Origin of the sequence: Rhizobium quercicola, assembly GCF_021168455.1 — a bacterium.
Taxonomy (GTDB): Bacteria; Pseudomonadota; Alphaproteobacteria; order Rhizobiales; family Rhizobiaceae; genus Ferranicluibacter; species Ferranicluibacter quercicola.
Map to the genome: position 1 here is coordinate 13,725 of NZ_JAJOZR010000017.1, position 17,304 is coordinate 31,028.

Annotated in this window: 19 protein-coding genes; 9 read left to right on the plus strand and 10 right to left on the minus strand. The window is 64.4% G+C overall.

Going from position 1 to position 17,304, the window contains the following annotated elements; all coding sequences use genetic code 11:
• Positions 1-61 precede the first annotated feature (61 nt).
• From LRX75_RS21025 to LRX75_RS21035, 3 genes are all read left to right on the plus strand, one after another.
• Positions 62-643: a thymidine kinase gene (locus tag LRX75_RS21025; protein WP_113150668.1), complete on the plus strand. Its 582-nt coding sequence runs from the start codon at positions 62-64 to the stop codon at positions 641-643.
• Between the two features lie 33 nt (positions 644-676).
• Complete coding sequence (locus LRX75_RS21030; RefSeq protein ID WP_231816604.1) at positions 677-1,060, plus strand: c-type cytochrome; 384 nt, start codon at positions 677-679, stop codon at positions 1,058-1,060.
• 122 nt (positions 1,061-1,182) lie between these two features.
• Positions 1,183-2,316: a DUF2333 family protein gene (locus tag LRX75_RS21035; RefSeq protein WP_231816605.1), complete on the plus strand. Its 1,134-nt coding sequence runs from the start codon at positions 1,183-1,185 to the stop codon at positions 2,314-2,316.
• A 9-nt stretch (positions 2,317-2,325) separates the two neighbouring features.
• Here the strand turns inward: LRX75_RS21035 and LRX75_RS21040 are convergent, their stop codons facing one another.
• A complete protein-coding gene (locus LRX75_RS21040) occupies positions 2,326-3,300 on the minus strand; it encodes an extensin family protein (protein ID WP_231816606.1) in 975 nt (324 codons plus the stop codon).
• Between the two features lie 352 nt (positions 3,301-3,652).
• Here LRX75_RS21040 and LRX75_RS21045 point away from each other — a divergent pair, with 352 nt between their 5' ends.
• The 3 genes from LRX75_RS21045 (at position 3,653) to queF (ending at position 7,534) form a co-directional block, all read left to right on the plus strand.
• Complete coding sequence (locus tag LRX75_RS21045) at positions 3,653-5,842, plus strand: anthranilate synthase (protein WP_231816607.1); 2,190 nt, start codon at positions 3,653-3,655, stop codon at positions 5,840-5,842.
• Positions 5,843-6,104: 262 nt separating this feature from the next.
• A complete protein-coding gene (locus LRX75_RS21050) occupies positions 6,105-7,073 on the plus strand; it encodes a cation diffusion facilitator family transporter (protein ID WP_231816608.1) in 969 nt (322 codons plus the stop codon).
• Positions 7,070-7,534: a preQ(1) synthase gene (gene queF, locus LRX75_RS21055; RefSeq protein ID WP_231816609.1), complete on the plus strand. Its 465-nt coding sequence runs from the start codon at positions 7,070-7,072 to the stop codon at positions 7,532-7,534. Before LRX75_RS21050 ends, queF begins: the two co-directional genes overlap by 4 nt.
• A gap of 9 nt (positions 7,535-7,543) precedes the next feature.
• Here the strand turns inward: queF and LRX75_RS21060 are convergent, their stop codons facing one another.
• Positions 7,544-8,374 carry a DUF2076 domain-containing protein gene (locus LRX75_RS21060; protein WP_231816610.1) on the minus strand — a complete coding sequence of 277 codons (831 nt, stop codon included), beginning with the start codon at positions 8,372-8,374 and terminating at the stop codon, positions 7,544-7,546.
• 203 nt (positions 8,375-8,577) lie between these two features.
• Entirely contained in the window at positions 8,578-9,162 is a 585-nt protein-coding gene (locus tag LRX75_RS21065) for a HupE/UreJ family protein (protein ID WP_231816611.1), read from the minus strand.
• Between the two features lie 275 nt (positions 9,163-9,437).
• On the opposite strand from LRX75_RS21065, the gene LRX75_RS21070 reads away from it, so the two are divergent.
• Positions 9,438-10,019 carry an ATP-dependent Clp protease proteolytic subunit gene (locus LRX75_RS21070; protein ID WP_092984817.1) on the plus strand — a complete coding sequence of 194 codons (582 nt, stop codon included), beginning with the start codon at positions 9,438-9,440 and terminating at the stop codon, positions 10,017-10,019.
• Between the two features lie 55 nt (positions 10,020-10,074).
• Here LRX75_RS21070 and LRX75_RS21075 read toward each other — a convergent pair whose 3' ends face one another.
• The 3 genes from LRX75_RS21075 to LRX75_RS21085 form a co-directional block, all read right to left on the minus strand.
• On the minus strand, positions 10,075-10,467 hold the full coding sequence (locus tag LRX75_RS21075) for a type II toxin-antitoxin system VapC family toxin (RefSeq protein ID WP_231816612.1): 393 nt from the start codon (positions 10,465-10,467) through the stop codon (positions 10,075-10,077).
• Complete coding sequence (locus tag LRX75_RS21080; protein ID WP_113150657.1) at positions 10,467-10,742, minus strand: type II toxin-antitoxin system Phd/YefM family antitoxin; 276 nt, start codon at positions 10,740-10,742, stop codon at positions 10,467-10,469. The genes LRX75_RS21075 and LRX75_RS21080 overlap by 1 nt, the downstream gene beginning before the upstream one ends.
• A gap of 78 nt (positions 10,743-10,820) precedes the next feature.
• The gene (locus LRX75_RS21085) at positions 10,821-11,057 is read right to left on the minus strand and encodes a hypothetical protein (RefSeq protein ID WP_231816613.1); all 237 of its coding nucleotides are present in this window, start codon (positions 11,055-11,057) and stop codon (positions 10,821-10,823) included.
• Between the two features lie 188 nt (positions 11,058-11,245).
• On the opposite strand from LRX75_RS21085, the gene leuA reads away from it, so the two are divergent.
• On the plus strand, positions 11,246-12,955 hold the full coding sequence (gene leuA / locus LRX75_RS21090) for a 2-isopropylmalate synthase (RefSeq protein WP_231816614.1): 1,710 nt from the start codon (positions 11,246-11,248) through the stop codon (positions 12,953-12,955).
• 68 nt (positions 12,956-13,023) lie between these two features.
• On the opposite strand, the gene LRX75_RS21095 is transcribed toward leuA, so the two are convergent.
• From LRX75_RS21095 to LRX75_RS21110, 4 genes are all read right to left on the minus strand, one after another.
• Entirely contained in the window at positions 13,024-13,851 is an 828-nt protein-coding gene (locus LRX75_RS21095; RefSeq protein WP_231816615.1) for an anti-sigma factor family protein, read from the minus strand.
• A 2-nt stretch (positions 13,852-13,853) separates the two neighbouring features.
• Complete coding sequence (locus tag LRX75_RS21100; RefSeq protein WP_231816616.1) at positions 13,854-14,342, minus strand: RNA polymerase sigma factor; 489 nt, start codon at positions 14,340-14,342, stop codon at positions 13,854-13,856.
• 199 nt (positions 14,343-14,541) lie between these two features.
• Positions 14,542-15,450: a metallophosphoesterase family protein gene (locus LRX75_RS21105; RefSeq protein WP_231816617.1), complete on the minus strand. Its 909-nt coding sequence runs from the start codon at positions 15,448-15,450 to the stop codon at positions 14,542-14,544.
• Between the two features lie 78 nt (positions 15,451-15,528).
• Complete coding sequence (locus LRX75_RS21110; protein WP_231816618.1) at positions 15,529-16,512, minus strand: glutathione S-transferase family protein; 984 nt, start codon at positions 16,510-16,512, stop codon at positions 15,529-15,531.
• 273 nt (positions 16,513-16,785) lie between these two features.
• On the opposite strand from LRX75_RS21110, the gene LRX75_RS21115 reads away from it, so the two are divergent.
• Positions 16,786-17,286 (plus strand): GNAT family N-acetyltransferase, encoded by a 501-nt coding sequence (locus LRX75_RS21115; protein WP_231816664.1) that lies wholly within the window; start codon positions 16,786-16,788, stop codon positions 17,284-17,286.
• The last annotated feature ends 18 nt before the right edge of the window (positions 17,287-17,304 follow it).

Sequence of the window (17,304 nt, forward strand, 5' to 3'; positions counted from 1 at the left end):
CGGGGCGTCAAGCGCAGCCCCATCCCGCGGTGGGCCGGAAAACCCGAAAGGATCGTCGGCAATGGCAAAGCTCTATTTCCACTACGCCACGATGAATGCGGGCAAGTCGACCCTGCTGCTGCAATCCTCCTACAATTACGAAGAGCGCGGCATGCGCACCGTCGTGCTGATCGCCGCCTTCGACGACCGGGCCGGCGAGGGGCGCGTTTCCTCGCGCATCGGCCTGTCGTCGGATGCGATCGCCTTCAGCGTGACGGACGACCTCTATACGCTCGTCAAGGAGGCGATATCGCAGACGGATGCGGCATGCGTGTTCGTGGACGAGGCGCAGTTTCTCAGCGAGGCGCAGGTGTGGCAGCTCGCCCGGGTGGCCGACCGGCTGGGCGTTCCGGTGATGGCCTACGGCCTGCGCACCGATTTCCGCGGGCAGCTGTTTCCGGGGTCGGCAACGCTTCTGGCGATCGCGGACGAACTGCGGGAGGTGCGGACCATCTGCCATTGCGGCCGCAAGGCGACCATGGTGGTGCGCCTCGACGGGCAGGGACGGGTCATGCATGAGGGCGCGCAGGTGGAGATCGGCGGCAACGAGAAATATGTGTCCTATTGCCGCCGGCACTGGGACGACCGGATGCATGAGGCATAGACTGTGTCTCCACCTCGTTCACGGGAGCGCCAGATGCGCATCGGTTTCGCCCATTGTCTTCTGATCGTCTTCGTCGCAGCCACGGGCGCGGCACGCGCCGGGGATGCTGTGTCCGGCGAGCGCGTGTTTCGCAAATGCGGCGCTTGCCACACGGCGACCGGGCCGGAGAACCGTGTCGGCCCCAGCCTCAAGGGCGTCGTCGGCCGGCCGGTCGCGCATGTCGAGAGCTATGGCTATTCCACGGCGATGGCGGCATTCGGGCATGACGGCAAGGTGTGGGACGAGGCGCGGCTTTCGACCTATCTGCTGGCGCCCCGCGCCATGGTTCCCGGCACGCGCATGAGCTTTGCCGGCCTGAAATCGGACAGGGATATCGCCGATGTGATCGCCTATCTGAAGAGCACGGCTGCGCAATAAAGCGCGAGGGGCTCGGAAGCCGGTTGTGGCGGGTGGCTGCGGCGCCTATGTCAGGCGGGGCGGCAAGCGCCCTGTCATTTAGCCCTCTGTCCCCAGCGTCATCTCAGAAGGACCACACCCTCATGCTCGAACCGGTCGTCGCGTTCTTCCAGCGCCTCTTTTCCGCCATTGGCCGGGGGCTGGGCCTTGCCATTTCCTGGCTCCTGTTTCCCTTCGTGAGGTTTGCCGGCTGGTTCCGGGCAAGCGGCGGCTGGATCGTCAAGGGGCCTGTGGCCGCTATCGTCCTGCTGTTCGTCGGCCTCTACGGCTATTTCGTCTATACCACGCAGGCCTGGACGAACTTCGATCCCGACTACGTCAACCGCTACAATTTCGGGGAGCGCAAGACGGATGCCGGCCTGCCGGTCAAGCTTGCGCCCGGTGCCGCGGCCCCTGCAACGGCGAACTGCGAGCGCTCGGCGATCGTCGATGTCGCCTCCGATCTGATCGACTTCAATGTCGACGAGAATGCCTGGATCTCCTCCATGCTGCTCTACAAGGCCGGCTTCTTCGGCATGGACTGGGACCATACGCCGTTCCTCGACAACAAGGCTTCCTTCCAGCGCGGCGTCAATCAGGCGGTGCGGCGCACGACGGTCGAGCTGGTGGATTCGCTCGGCCGGGTGCGGGGGACGTCGGGTATCAACGAGAACCTGCAGAAGGCCCGCAGCAATATGCAGTTCGATGAGGGTGCCTGGTATTTCGGGCTCGACCCGTTCGGCCCGAAGACGCCGACACCGAGCTTCTACCGCTCCGCCAAGCGCGATCTGCAGGCGTTCAACGAGAGCCTCGTCAAATGCGAGGCGACCTTCGACGGGCGTTCGGACAATCTGATCGAGTTCATCGACCGCATTTCCAACGATATCGGCAATACCTCCGCGATGATCCGCGAGCGTTCCGAAGACCATAATGGCGGCTGGTTCGATACGCGGGCCGACGACCGGTTCTGGTTCGCCTATGGCCAGCTCTACGGCTATTACGGCGTGATGGCGGCGGCCGGTGCGGATTTCGACGGCGTCATCACCCAGCGCGGGCTGGCGCCGATCTGGGCGGAAAGCCTGAAGCAGCTCCGCGCGGCGCTGCGCATCCAGCCGGCCATCATCTCCAACGGCCGCGAGGACGGCTGGATCATGCCGACGCACCTCGCCACCATGGGCTTCTACATCCTTCGCGTTCGCTCCAATCTCGTGGAGATGCGCGATATCCTCGCCCGCTAGGGCGAGGGCCTATCGGCAGTAGCGGTAGTTGCCGCGCCGTTGCAGGACGTCGAAATGCAGGTGGTTCTCGTGGGCCTCGTCGCTGCCGGGGTCCAGCACCGTTTCGAAGTAGAGGCAACCGGTGGCCGTGACCGCACGCTGGAAGGCGCCGGAGAGCGTGCCGTCCTCGTCGCGCGGCTGGATCGCGATCGTCTCGCCGTTCTTGAAGGTGAAGGAGGCGATGTCGATGGCATTGCCGCGCGCGTGCTCGGAGATCTTGCCGGTGGAAGCGTTGTTGCGCAGACGGCAGATATAGCTCGAGGCCTGGTTGATGGATTTCAACGCGCCATCCTCCGACATGGCCACGCGCGCAGCCGGCAGCACGGCCTCCTTCGTCCAGCGGGCGAGTTCCAGTGCGGCCTCGCAGCGCAGCGTCGCCTCCGGCGCCAGCTTGATGCCGGGCAGGATTTCAGTCACGGAGATCGGCTTGTCGATACCGCAACCCTTTCCATCGTCGATGCGCGGCTTTTCCGAAAATGTCGCGCCGAGCGCCTTCAGATCCGTCAGGCACTGGGCATAGGCGGCGGGTTCTTCCGGTGTGATGACGAGTTCGGCCGCGGGCGTCGTGGTCTTCGGCTCGGCCGGCTTGTCGGCGGGGGCGGCCTCGCCGGGCGCCGGGGCCTCGGACGGGGTCTCGGGCTTGGCCGCATCGGGCTCTGCCGGCTTGTCCGGCACGGGCTTTGCCGGAACGGCGTCCGCGGCCGGCGATGGCGGTTTCGTCTCGGGCTTGGGAACATCCTCCGCCGCCGTGGGCTCGACCGGCTGGCCGTCGGTGCTGGTCGCCTCGGGCTCCTTGGCGCCCACTGGCGTCGGCGCGGTCTGCGTTTCGGCGGCTGCGGGCTTGCTTTCCGGCACCGGGCCGGCCTGCGGCAGGCCAGCGCCTGCAAGAACGAGAACGGCCGGGAGGACCATCAGGGGGAAAAGCAGCGGAAGACGTCGGCACATAGGGACCCATCCAATTTTCGGCGGCGCTTCGGCCGGTCATCCAGACTTAGGTGCGCGATGGCCGACGGCGAGGGGCGGCGTGCGCGGTTTGCGCCGGGGTGTCGCGCTTTCGCCACGGTGACGTGATCGCGAGGCCTGATTTTGCAGCGCTTGCCGCTTGCCAGACGGCCCTCTCCGCGCTAACAGTTTTTCATGGTCAACGCACGCATCCTCTCTGTCTGGTGGTGGGCTCGCTAAAGCGGCCTCGATCAGTCCTGCGTGATGGATTTTTACGATAAGCCGCCCGGAGTTTCGAGGCGGCTTTTTTGCATTCTGGCCGTGCTCGTTTCCCGAGCCAGAACGGAGCGAACGAATGTCGACGACGAAGCTTGAAGACGATGCCGAATCCTATGTGACGCAGGGCGGAATTACCGTCACGCGCCGCCGGCGCGAAGCGTCCTATGCCGATGCGATTTCCAGCTATGTCGATCAGCTCGACGAGCGGCGCGGCGCGGTGTTCTCGTCCAACTACGAATATCCAGGCCGCTATACGCGTTGGGACACCGCCATCGTCGATCCGCCGCTCGGCATCTCCTCCTTCGGCCGTTCGCTCTGGATCGAGGCCTATAACGCGCGCGGCGAGGTTCTGCTGTCCGTGATCGCCGGGCACCTGAAAGGTGTGAAGGACATTACGTTGGGCACGCTGACGGCCCGGCGGCTGGACCTGACGATCGACATGCCGGACCATGTCTTCACCGAGGAAGAGCGCTCGAAGACGCCGACCGTCTTTACGGTCCTGCGGGCCGTCACGGCGCTGTTCTTCTCGGCGGAAGATGCAAGCCTCGGCCTTTACGGCGCCTTCGGCTACGACCTTGCCTTCCAGTTCGATGCCATCGATTTCAAGCTGAAGCGCCCGGACGACCAGCGCGATATGGTGCTGTTTCTGCCCGACGAGATTCTCGTGGTCGACCACTACGCCGCCAAGGCCTGGATCGACCGCTATGATTTCGCGCTGGGCGATCTCTCGACCTTCGGCAAGGCCGGCGACATCGCGGCGGAGCCCTTCCGCGTCGTGGATAGCATTCCGCCGCATGGCGACCATCGGCCGGGCGAGTATGCCGAGCTGGTGACCAAGGCCAAGGAAAGCTTCCGGCGCGGCGACCTGTTTGAGGTGGTGCCCGGGCAGAAGTTCTACGAGCGCTGCGAGAGCCGCCCCTCGGAAATTTCCAACCGGCTGAAAGCGATCAATCCGTCGCCCTATTCCTTCTTCATCAATCTCGGCCATCAGGAATATCTGGTCGGCGCCTCGCCGGAAATGTTCGTGCGCGTCTCGGGCCGGCGGATCGAAACCTGCCCGATTTCCGGGACGATCAAGCGGGGCGACGATCCGATCGCCGACAGCGAGCAGATCCTCAAGCTCTTGAATTCCAAGAAGGACGAATCCGAGCTGACCATGTGCTCGGACGTCGACCGCAATGACAAGAGCCGCGTCTGCGTGCCCGGTTCGGTGAAGGTGATCGGCCGCCGCCAGATCGAGATGTATTCGCGTCTGATCCATACGGTCGACCATATCGAAGGGCGCCTGCGCGACGATATGGACGCCTTCGACGGCTTCCTCAGCCACGCTTGGGCCGTGACCGTTACCGGCGCGCCGAAGCTCTGGGCGATGCGCTTCATCGAAAGCCACGAGAAGAGCCCGCGCGCCTGGTATGGCGGTGCGATCGGCATGGTCGGGTTCAATGGCGACATGAACACCGGGCTGACGCTGCGCACCATCCGCATCAAGGACGGCATTGCCGAGGTGCGGGCCGGCGCGACGCTGCTGAACGACAGCGATCCGCACGAGGAAGAAGCCGAAACCGAACTGAAGGCCTCCGCCATGATCTCCGCCATCCGCGATGCGAAATCCGCCGCCAAGGGCAAGCAGGCCCGTGACGTCGCGCCCGTGGGCGCCGGCGTCAATATCCTGCTGGTCGATCACGAGGACAGCTTCGTCCATACGCTGGCCAATTATTTCCGTCAGACGGGCGCGACCGTGAACACGGTGCGCTCGCCCGTGGCGGAAGAGCTTCTGGACCGGTTGAAGCCCGATCTCGTCGTGCTGTCGCCCGGCCCCGGTCGGCCGAAGGATTTCGACTGCAAGGCGACGATCAAGAAGGCGCGGGCGCGCGACCTGCCGATCTTCGGCGTGTGCCTTGGCCTGCAGGCGCTGGCCGAGGCCTATGGCGGCGATCTGCGGCAGCTCGCCGTTCCCATGCACGGCAAGCCGTCGCGTATCCGCGTGCTGGAGCCGGGCCTCGTCTTTTCCGGCCTCGGCAAGGAAGTGACCGTGGGCCGCTACCACTCCATCTTCGCCGATCCCTCGACCCTGCCGCGCGATTTCATGATCACGGCCGAGAGCGAGGACGGGACGATCATGGGGATCGAGCACACGAAGGAGCCGATCGCCGCCGTTCAGTTCCACCCGGAATCCATCATGACGCTCGGCGGCGATGCCGGCATGCGCATGATCGAGAATGTGGTGGCGAACCTTGCCAAGCGCGCGAAGGTGAAGGCCGCCTGACAGGCCGTCGGATAACCGGCCTCCGCCGGTTTTAGGGTCTTGCATGCCCGTGCCTTTTCCGCGAAAGGGTGCGGGCAATACCGTTTCGAGCAGAGACATCGAGGGCCGCGACCGTTCCCATCGGCGGGACGCGCGGCGACCGCGCACATCAGGCATTCCAGAGAATTCCGCAATACGATCCGTCCCGCCGTCGCCACCATCGCGGCGTCGGGCGTCAACGGCATGAAAGGCCGGCACGGGTTGCCGGCCGGAGGTTGGTTCCATGACGACGACAAGCACCATCAACCGCGCCCAGCGGCTCGCCTTCTGGACCATTCCCCTGTCGCTTCTCGTGCTGGCCATGAAGATGGCGGCGTGGTGGTTCACGGGGTCCGTGGCCCTGCTGTCCGACGGCCTGGAATCGATCGTCAATGTGGTTGCGGCCGTCGTGGCTTTCGTGGTCATCGGCTATGCGGCAAAGCCTGCCGACGACGACCATCCGTTCGGGCATCACAAGGCCGAATATTTCTCGGCCGTCATCGAGGGCGTGCTGATCGTCGTCGCGGCCCTCCTGATCGTCTACGAGGCGGTGCCGGCGGTTCTGTCGCCGCAGCCGATCGAGGCGCCGGCCGTCGGTCTTGCGATCAATTTCGCGGCCGGTGTCGTCAACGCGATCTGGGCGACCATCCTGCTGCGGGCCGGGAAGGCGTTCCGCTCGCCGGCGCTGTCGGCCGACGGGCACCACATCATGTCGGATGTCGTGACCTCGGGCGGCGTGCTGGTCGGCCTGCTGCTGGCGATCGCCACCGGCTATACGATCCTCGATCCGCTTCTCGCCGTCATCGTCGCGGGCAATATCCTGTTTCAGGGCTGGAAGGTCATCGCCGGCTCGATCAGCGGCTTGATGGACCGGGCGGTGGAGACCGCGGAAGATGCGGAGATCCGCGCCGCCATCGCCGGCAATGCGGCGGGCTCGCTTGGCGTGCACGACCTGAAGACCCGGCAGGCGGCCTCGGTCATCTTCGTCGATTTCCACATGGTGGTGCCGGCGGACATGACGGTGGGTGCCGCCCACGATATTTGCGACCGCATCGAGGATGCCATCCGCGCCGTCAACGGCGCTGCCAAGATCGCCATTCACATCGAGCCGGAGAGCGAGAAAGCCCACGGCATTCGCGTGAAGGTGACGCCCAGCCGGGTCGTGCCCGGTTCCGGCGAGGAAGTACGAGACCAGGAAGGAAGAGACACATGAGCAAGACCGATGTATCCGGACTGTCCATGCTGGGACAGGCCGTTGCCGGTGCGGCCAACCCCGACGATGCCGTGCTGGAGCGCGTGCCGAGCAACCATGCCGGCACCGATTTCGTCGTGCGCTTCACGGCGCCCGAGTTCACCTCGCTCTGCCCGATGACGGGGCAGCCGGATTTCGCCCATATCGTCATCGACTACGTGCCGGACGGCTGGCTGGTCGAATCGAAGTCGCTGAAGCTCTTCCTGCATGCGTTCCGCAATCACGGGGCGTTTCACGAGGATTGCACGCTCGATATCGCCAAGCGTCTCGTCGATCTGCTCTCGCCGAAATGGCTGCGGATCGGCGCCTACTGGTATCCGCGCGGCGGCATTCCGATCGATGTGTTCTGGCAGACGGGCAACCCGCCCGAAGGCGTCTGGTTGCCCGACCAGGGTGTTCAGCCCTATCGCGGTCGGGGCTGAGCGGTTCGCCTACACGTCCATCGTGTCGTCGGAGCCGAAGTCCGTGTCGAAATCGTCGTTGGGCGATGTGTCGAGATCGGCCTGTTGCCAGCCATTGTCGCCGGCAGGGGCATCCGGCACATCGTCCGCCGGTGTCGGGTCCGAGGCCCGGGTGACGGCATCGTCGCCGTAATAGTTGTTGATCGTGGTTTCCTCGATCGGTACCGCAGTCTCGGTCGCGCCGCCGAGGCCGAGCGAGGACATATGGTTGCCGAAGATGCCGCTGAGCGAGTTGGCGAGCAGCATGCCGCCGGCAACGCCCGCCGCCGTGCCCATCGCGCCTCGTAGAAAGCCGCCGCCCGCCGACATGGGCTGCGGCGGACGATCCCATGGTCCGCTCGCGGGCTGCTGCTGTGGCGGAAAGGTCTGTTGGGCCGCCGGGTAGGCCGTACGGGGCGCTCCGCCCCAGGGGCCGCCGGCCGAGGAACCGTCGGCAGGGTAGGATTGTCCGCCCCGAGGGGCATCGGGCCTCTGTTGCGGCTTGTCAGACGATCCGAAGAGCGAGCCGAGAAAACCGCCGGAATGGCTCTCGCGCGGTTCGGCGTCGCGTTCGGTCTCCAGCGCGTGGATACGGTCCTCGCTGCGGCGAAGCTGCGCTTCCAGGGCTTCGATCCGCTGGGCTGCGGCTTCCAGACCCTTTTCCTGAACGATGACGGCCTGGGCGAGGTAATACGGTGCGGAGGGCTGGCTGCGGACGGCCTGATCGATCAGGGTCTCCGCCTCGCGGTCGCGCGGTGTCGAGGATGCGGTGCGGACCCGTTCGAAAAGGCCGCTGAGAAGGGATTGTTCTTCCGGTGACATGGTCGTCTCCCAAGCGTGCGATCATCTGGAAATGATGCTGCCGCTCGTCGGTTTCTCATGGACCGGTCTCGCGGCGATGCACCGCCCGGTCCACGCTGGCAGATGTGCCATGTCGCCGATTACACCGAGCAAATCCGGCTTTTCAGGGCCGGATTCGGGCAGGGTGCAAAAGATTTTCGGTCGCTCGGACGCGGGTGATCCGGTCAGCCGGCAACGAAGAGCGCGGCACCGGCGACAGCCGTCGCCGCACCGAGAAAGCGGGACACGAGGCCGGCACTGGCCATACGGCCGATCAGGAGGCCAAGGCCGATACCGGCGGCATGCAGGGCCGCCGTGGATATCGCGAAGCCGAGGCCGAAGGGCAGGGCGGTCGCCGCGCCCAGTTCGCCGCCATGGGCATAGCCGTGGAAGAGGGCAAAGATGCCGACGACGCCCGCGCCGGCGGCGGCAGGCATGCGCACCGCCATGGCGACCAGCAGGCCCAGAGCGACGATGGAGGCGAGGATGGCGGGCTCGACGAAGGGCAGGTGCAGGCCGGAAAGCGCCAGTGCGAAGCCGAGCGCCATCGTCACGACAAAGGCGGTGGGCACGGCGAGGAGCGCGCGGCCACCCATCTGTGCTGCCCAGAGACCGACGGCGACCATCACCAGAACATGATCGAGCCCCGACAGCGGATGGGTGATGCCTGCCATCATCGAGCCGTGCTCGGCCGGGTCGAGATGGGCGAAGGCCGGAGCGGCCGAAAGCGCGAATGCCGCAGTGGCGGCGGCGAGAAAGCGACGTGTCATGATGGTCCCCTCAGTTCATGGCGGCGCATGGGATGTGCTTGGGAGGCTCGCCGCCGTCATCGTTGCCCTGCCCATCCTAATCCGCCTTCGCGCGGTGTCCATACGGCAAATGCCCCAGCAAGGGCCGAAAGGCCGGCTCTTAACCATCCCGACCGGTCGGGCTTTGGCCGGGCCAGGGGCATGTTGCCCCGGCTCTTGTGTTTGTTGCATTGTCATCGCGGTCGAGTCGCCTTATCTGAGCGGGTAGACACCTGAAATTTCGCGGGAGACAGCGGATGAACGAAGACGAGGACGACAAGAAGACGGAACTGCCCCTGGGCAAGGAAACGGAGGCGAACCTTTTCAAGTCGCGCTCGATTTTCATCTACGGCCCGATCAACCAGGAACTGGCGCAGAAGGTCTGCTCGCAGCTCGTGGCGCTGTCGTCCGCCAGTGATGAGGATATCCGCATCTTCGTCAATTCGCCCGGCGGCCATGTCGAATCCGGCGACAGCATTCACGACATGATCAAGTTCGTGAAGCCGAAGGTCTGGATCATCGGCACGGGCTGGGTCGCCTCCGCCGGCGCCCTGATCTATGTGTCCGTGCCCAAGGAGCAGCGTCTTTGCCTGCCCAACACGCGCTTCCTGCTGCACCAACCCTCGGGCGGCACGCGCGGCATGGCATCCGACATCGAGATCCAGGCACGCGAGATCATCAAGATGAACGAGCGACTGAACCGGATCTTCTCGGAAGCAACCGGCCAGCCGATCGAAAAGATCGCCAAGGACACGGACCGCGACTACTGGCTGTCCGCCGAAGACGCCAAGACTTACGGTCTGGTCTCGCGGATCGTGACGAACGTCGCCGATATCTGAGCCGTTTTGCCGTAACGGATTTCTAGACCCCGCCGCTCGCTGGCGGGGTTTTTCGTTAGGGAACCGCGGTTGCCGATAGCGGATGGTCGGCCAGAGCCCGGTCTAGGGTCACGAGCCGCATCTTCTCGATGGCGCATTGGGCGAGCAACAGCCTATCGAACGGATCGCGCGTCGATGGCTCCGGCGTGATGGTGTGGAGCGCGTGATGTTCGTTGATCGGGAGAATGGTTATTCCGGCTTCCCTTGCAGCGTCCGGAAGATTGTCCAACGGAGTCCGGAGCGGAAGCTTGCCGATCCTCGATTTGATCGCGATCTCCCAAAGACTTGCCACGCTGAGATAGAGTGCACCACTCTCGGCCCTGACCTCCTGCCGGACAGCTGGCGGCAGCTGCTCGAAGCGGCCTTCGAGCAAGGCGATGAAGATGTGCGTGTCCAGGAGACGGGACATCAACTCTTGGTCGGAAGCGGAAGTGGCGTGATCAGAAAGTCTTCCGGTAGCGGATCATCGAAATCCGCCGGAATGTCGCCAAAGAAATGGGTAATCCCCTTTTCGCGCTTATAGGCTTCCAGCCCTTCCCAATCGATCCCGACAGGCTGTTTCGCGGGCACCAGTTCCATCACCGGCTTGCCGTTGCGGGTCACGGTAAAGCGCTCGCCGTCTTCCACGCGGCGGGCCAGTTCGGTCAGGCGGTTCTTGGCGTCTCGGATCGGGATCGTGGTCATGTGGCCAGTGTAGCTGCAAATTCGGAATATGCAATTTCGAACCCCTGTGGGCGACCTAGCAAGCATCGCGTTCCGGCATCAGACGATGCCTTGGACATGAGCAAGTGCCTTTTTCTTCATCCGCCCTTGCCCTTTTTCGGTGCTCCGGCTATAGAGCCCGTCATGTCGAAGAACAGCGCCAAGATCATCGAGCAGTTTTCCCGCGGACGCACCGTCGTTCGTGATCGCTCGCGCGCGTTCACCTCGCTTCTTCTTCTCGGCCTTACGCGCGGTTGCCGGGTTCTTTAAGGAGCGCCCGGTGGCCGACAAGCCCACCGGCACAGCTCCTTAGCCTCCGCTAAAATCCGACGTCTCCGCAGCCTTTTCCAACACCTGGCCAGGCATTTGCCATCGTCAACCGGCCTCCGATCGGTTAAGGCATCCCGCGCGACGTTTCACCGTGACAGCGATCCATGCTCCGAATCGATGCGATGCCGGACGCTGTGAAGTCGAAGAGAACCGAAATGATCCTGAAGTCCCATACCGTCAAACAGGGCATGCCCTCGGCCGCGTCCAAATATCAGCCTTATCCGCAGGTGCCGATCACCGACCGCACATGGCCGTCGAAGACGATTTCCAGCCCGCCGATCTGGTGTTCCGTCGATCTGCGCGATGGCAACCAGTCGCTCGTCGATCCGATGGGCCACGACCGCAAGGCGCGGATGTTCCAGCTGCTGGTCGATATGGGCTTCAAGGAAATCGAGATCGGTTTCCCCTCGGCCTCGCAGACGGATTTCGATTTCGCGCGCTGGTGCATCGAGGAAGGCAAGATCCCGGCCGACCTGTCGCTGCAGGTGCTGGTGCAGTGCCGGCCGGAGCTGATCACGCGGACGTTCGAGGCGCTGCAGGGCGCCAACAAGCCGATCGTGCATTTCTATAATTCGACGAGCGAGTTGCAGCGCCGGGTGGTGTTTGCCAAGGACGTTCAGGGCATCAAGCAGATCGCCACGGATGCGGCAAAGATGATCGCCGACATGGCGGCGAAGGCCGGCGGCGACTTCCGGTTCGAATATTCGCCGGAGAGCTTTACCGGAACGGAGCTGGAGGTCTCGCTGGAGATCTGCAATGCCGTGGCCGAGATCATCAAGCCGACAGCCGAGAACAAGCTGATTCTGAACCTGCCCTCGACGGTCGAGATGTCCACGCCGAACATCTATGCCGACCAGATCGAGTGGATGTGCCGCAACCTCGACAACCGCGAAAACATCATCATTTCGCTGCACCCGCATAACGACCGGGGCACCGGCATCGCCGCTGCGGAACTCGGCCTGATGGCCGGTGCCGACCGCGTCGAGGGGACGCTGTTCGGCAATGGCGAGCGGACGGGCAACGTCGATATCGTGACGCTGGCGCTGAACATGTTCACGCAGGGTGTGGATCCGCAGATCGATTGCTCCGACATCGAGCGGATCAAGGACGTCTACGAGTATTCCAACCAGATGGCGATCACCGAGCGACACCCCTATGTCGGCGAACTGGTCTACACGGCCTTCTCCGGCTCGCATCAGGATGCCATCAACAAGGGTATGAAGGCGATCAAGACCGCCAACAAGCCGCAATGGGAAGTGCCCTATCTGCCGATCGATCCGCGTGACGTCGGGCGGTCCTACGAGGCGATCATCCGCATCAACTCCCAGTCGGGCAAGGGCGGCATCGCCTATATCCTGCAGGAGGATTACGGCATCAACCTGCCGCGGGCGCTGCAGGTGGAGTTCCGGGAGGACATCCAGCGGATCACCGACGAGCAGGGCAAGGAACTGCCGTCTAAAGCGATCCATGCGCGGTTCCTGGAGCGCTATATCGAGCAGCCTGGCGCCCGCATCCGCTATGTCGATCACACGACGCTGCCGCTCGGCGAGCATCGCGGCGCGCGCATCGTGCAGGCGGAGATCACCGATCGCGGCGAGACGAAGATGATCGAGGGGCGGGGTACGGGACCGATCGACGGCTTTATCAACGCGCTGTCGCTCTATCTCGGCGTCGATATCTCGGTTGCCGACTATTCCGAGCATTCGCTGCAGCAGGGCTCCAACGCGGCGGCCATCGCCTATGTCGAGGTCGAGCACAATGGCGGCAAGCTCTTCGGGGCCGGCATCAACACCAACATCGTGACGGCGTCTCTGGAAGCGATCGTGTCGGCTGCCAACCGGGTGATCGAGGAGCCGGTGGCCTGATCGCCTGCTCTTGATCCTGTGACACCATGATCCCTGGACGGACACGTCCGGGGATTTCTTTTTTCGGGCTACATCACGTCCGCGATCGCGTCGGCGAGATCCTTGAAGTTGGCGGTGGCGGAAGGGCCGACGACGACATAGGTGGCGCCCGGCTCGTTCCAGGCGATGAGCGCGAGATCGTCGCGCATGCTCTCCGTCATACGGCCGCTATCGTCCGTGGTGGGCGAGCGCTGGAAACAGATGGCGTAGACCTCGCCATCCTCGTCCTTGAAGAGCAGCTGAGCCGTCGGCTTGCCGGCGGCGACCAGCAGGCGAGCGCCCTGGAAGGTGAGCTTGCTCTGCGCCAGATCCGGAATGGCGAAGGAGACGCCGGTGCTGGCGGTCAGCCAGTTGCGGATTTCCTCGTCGTTCTCGGCCGTGACCTCGACCAGGTGGCGTGGCTGGCGTGAATAGACCCGATGCGCATCCGTCACGTCGTCGAGCCAGGTGCGGGCCTTGACGACCGGCGTCGGCGGCGTGTTGTCGTCGATGGTGCGGCCGATGAGATAGCCGGTGGAGCCGCCGATGAGGAGCATGCCACAGGAGGCGGCCAGCGCCCCGCGCCAGAGCTTGCGCCGCTGTTTCCGCGGTGCGCCGACCACGCGGTCCAGTTTCGGGTTGATGTCGGTGCCCTGGCGGATGCGGCGGGCGAGCGAGAGGGGAACGGGATCGTGCAGGAAGGCTTCGAAACCGGAAGCGCCGAAGGCGCTGCCCTGTTTCAGGTGCTCGAGCAGGCGACGGGCCTCGGCATCCGTTGCCAGAAGCTGGTCGATCGCCCGGCGCTCGGTCTCGTCCACTTCGCCATCGAGATAGGCCGACAGCCGCGCCTCGATGGAGGGACTTTTCGTGTTCTGCAAGGTCAGGCCCTTCTTTCCGTCATGTCGGAGGCCATCGACGCCAGCCGCGCCCGGGCGGTCGCAAGCTTGGTCGCGATGACATCCGGCGCCAAGCCCAGGATCCGGCCGGCGTCGCGATAGGTTCTATGTTCGACGGCCACGAGAAGGAAGGCGCTGGCGAGCCCTTCGGGCATCGAAATGATCATCTGCTGCACGGCGCCGGCATAGCCCGTTTCCCCGGACGGCTCCTGCCCGCCCTGCAGATCGGCGGCCATGCGCTTGCGGCCCAGGGTCTCGTCGCGCAGGGTGCGCGCCAGCGTGTAGAGCGCATCTTCCAGCCGGCCGTGGCCGTTCCAGACCGGCTGGCGTCCCGTCGCGCGCTCGCACACGGTCTGCACGAGGTCGTCGGCCTGCAGCCCGTCGCGCGTCAGGGTCAGCGCAAAGCGTCGCAACCTCGGCAGCAGACTGACGAGATCTCGGCTGATGTCGATCGATTCCTGAGCTGGGCGCATCGCTTTCACCTGCGGCGGTTTAGTCCGGGCTGTTGGCGGTCGGCGCTCCATGGGCGGCGCCAAGCCATCGGCTCCCGTTTGTCGAACCGCGGAGATATGAAACCATCGGCTGCTGCTTCGCAAGCCGAGGCACGGTTCTATCACGGTTTTTTGCCGATCACGATGTGGTGGTGCCGTTCTCGGCGCCGTTTCGGCCGGCTCAGGTGAGAAAGCGGGTGGTCTCCGCCAGATGGACGCCCCGGCCGATCTCGTTCAGCTCGAAGCGCTCGCGCAGGAGTTTCCAGTTGCCCGGGCTTCCCGAGATGGAGAAGAGGTTGAAGCCGGCCGGCGGCTTGGAGCCACCCGGTCCCTGGGACGCCGAGGCGATGCCGACCACGGGGACGGGCATCTTCTGGCCGCGCAGCGAATAGACGGTGTTGAGATGGGTGTGGCCGTGCAGCACGAGTTCGGCGCCGCCCGCCGAGATGGTCGCACCGAAGCGGCGGATGCCGATCATGCGCTTGTGGGTGGGCGTTGCGCCGCGGATCGGCGGGTGGTGGATCATGACGACGCGAAAGAGGCCGGCTTCTCCGGCGGCGCGCAACAGATTGACCGTCTCGCGGGCCTGCCGGCGACCGAAGTAGCCGCTGGCGGCGAAGGGCGGCGTGGCAAGGGCCGTCGAGCAGCCGATGATCGCGACATTGCCGCGAACGCGCATGTAGGGGTAGCAGTGGAAGTCCTCGTCCCACACGGCCGGTGCATCTTCGCCGCGCATGTAGGGATACCATGCCTTCGTCGCCTTCTCGTAGGCGCCCGGCACATAGGCGTCGTGATTGCCCGGGATAACCGAGATGTTGCCCGGTTCGCCGGCATCCTGCAGCCAGGCCGTCACCGTCTCGATCTCGCGCGAGGACGCCAGATTGACCATGTCGCCGGTGATGGCGAGGTGGTCCGGGTCGATCCGGTCGATCGCATCCATCAGCGTGTTCAGCGTGTCCCCCGCCATATGGCTGCGGCGGTTGCGATGCCAATTGATGAAACCGGTGATGCGCTTCGAGGCAAGCTCGCGAAGGGAGAGGCTGGGAAGGGGGCCGAGATGGATGTCGGAGATATGCGCGAGTTTGAACATGGGTCCTACCTAGCGCATATCCCGGGAAAAGCTAACCGTGGTGGCACGCTTTTGCCACAATGTGACGGAGCGCGAGCGTTACATTGCCAGACGCTCTCGTCCGTGCGGGCTGTCGAGGTCGAGCAGCGGACCCTCGGGCACGATACCGGTCGGGTTGATGGTCTTGTGGCTCTCGTAATAGTGGTGCTTGATGTGGTGCAGATCCACCGTATCGGCCACGCCGGGCGTCTGGTACAGGTCCTTCAGATAGGCCTGCAGGTTGGGATAGTCGGCGATGCGGCGGATGTTGCATTTGAAATGGCCGACATAGACCGGATCGAACCGCACCAGTGTCGTGAACAGGCGCCAGTCGGCTTCGGTCACGCGGTCACCCGTGAGGTAGCGCCGGGTCGACAGCCGTGTTTCGAGATCGTCCAGGGTTTCGAAGAGCGGCGTGACGCTCTCTGCATAGGCCTCCTGCGTGGTCGCGAAGCCGGCCTTGTACACGCCGTTGTTGACGGTGTCGTAGATGCGGGCGTTGAGCGTGTCGATCTCCGTGCGGAGATCGGCCGGGTAAAAGTCGAGCGTCGAACCGGTCAGGCCATCGAAGGCGGTGTTCAGCATGCGGATGATATCGGCGGACTCGTTGGAGACCAGTGTGTTCTGCGTCTTGTCCCAGAGGACGGGGACGGTGACGCGGCCGGAATAGGTCGGGTCGGCACGGACGTAGATTTCGGACAGCGCCTGAGCGCCGAAGAGGTGATCCTGCGTATCGCCGGGGCCGTCCTTGAACTCCCAGCCCTTGGACAGCATGAGATAATCGACGATGGACACCGAGATCAGATCCTCGAGACCTTTCAGCGCACGGAAGATCAACGTGCGATGGGCCCAGGGACAGGCGAGCGAAACGTAGAGGTGGTATCGGCCTGCCTCGGCCTTGAAGCCGGCACTTCCCGTCGGGCCGGCACGTCCATCCACCGTCACCCAGTTGCGGAACTGCGATTCGGAGCGCTTGAAATGCCCCTTGGTCGCTGCGGTGTCGTACCAGACGTCGTGCCAGATGCCCTCGACCAGCATGCCCATGGATCGGTTTCCTCGTTGTCGTTTCCAGTGTCCTCGATGCCACACAAGATAGGAGACCGGCAACGCCCCGACAGGCATGCCACGGTGAACGATGCGTTTTCCCTTGGTGAAGCGTTTTTTTTCTGCTATCGGCGCACCAGCTTTTTCTCGAAAGACGCGCACATGCTTTTTGCAGGAAACCCTCGACGACGCTGATGACCATGCTTTCGGGCATGCGCGGTCGCGCGCTGCCGTTTCCCATGTTTCGTTCGTCAATCGGGTTTCCCCATGTTCATGCACAAGCACGACCTCGTCTATCTGACGGAAGATGCCTCCCACGCCGCCGCCATCGATCTGATCAATGAGGAAGCCTTCGGCCCCGGTCGCTTTGCGCGCGCCGCTGCCCGCATCCGCGAGCAGGGACCGCATGATCGCTCCCTGTCCTTCATCTGCGCCGACGATGGCGAGACGATCGGTTCCGTGCGGATGACGCCTGTCTCGGCCGGACCTGTCGCCGCTCATCTGCTCGGGCCTCTAGCCGTTCGGCCCTCGCACAAGAACAGGGGAATCGGGCGCGAACTGGTGCGGATCGCCGTGGAGGCCGCGCGGCGGAAGGGTTCGGAAGCCGTGATCCTCGTCGGCGACGCCGCCTATTACCAGCCGCTCGGCTTCGAGCCGGTCGCGCGCGGCGCGCTGTCCTTTCCCGGTCCGGTCGATATGGCGCGGGTGCTGGTCGTGCCGATCGGTGCCGACATCCATGCGCGGCTCGCCGGCGACATCCGCTGGCGCGGCTGATCGCGCCAATTGTCGGGC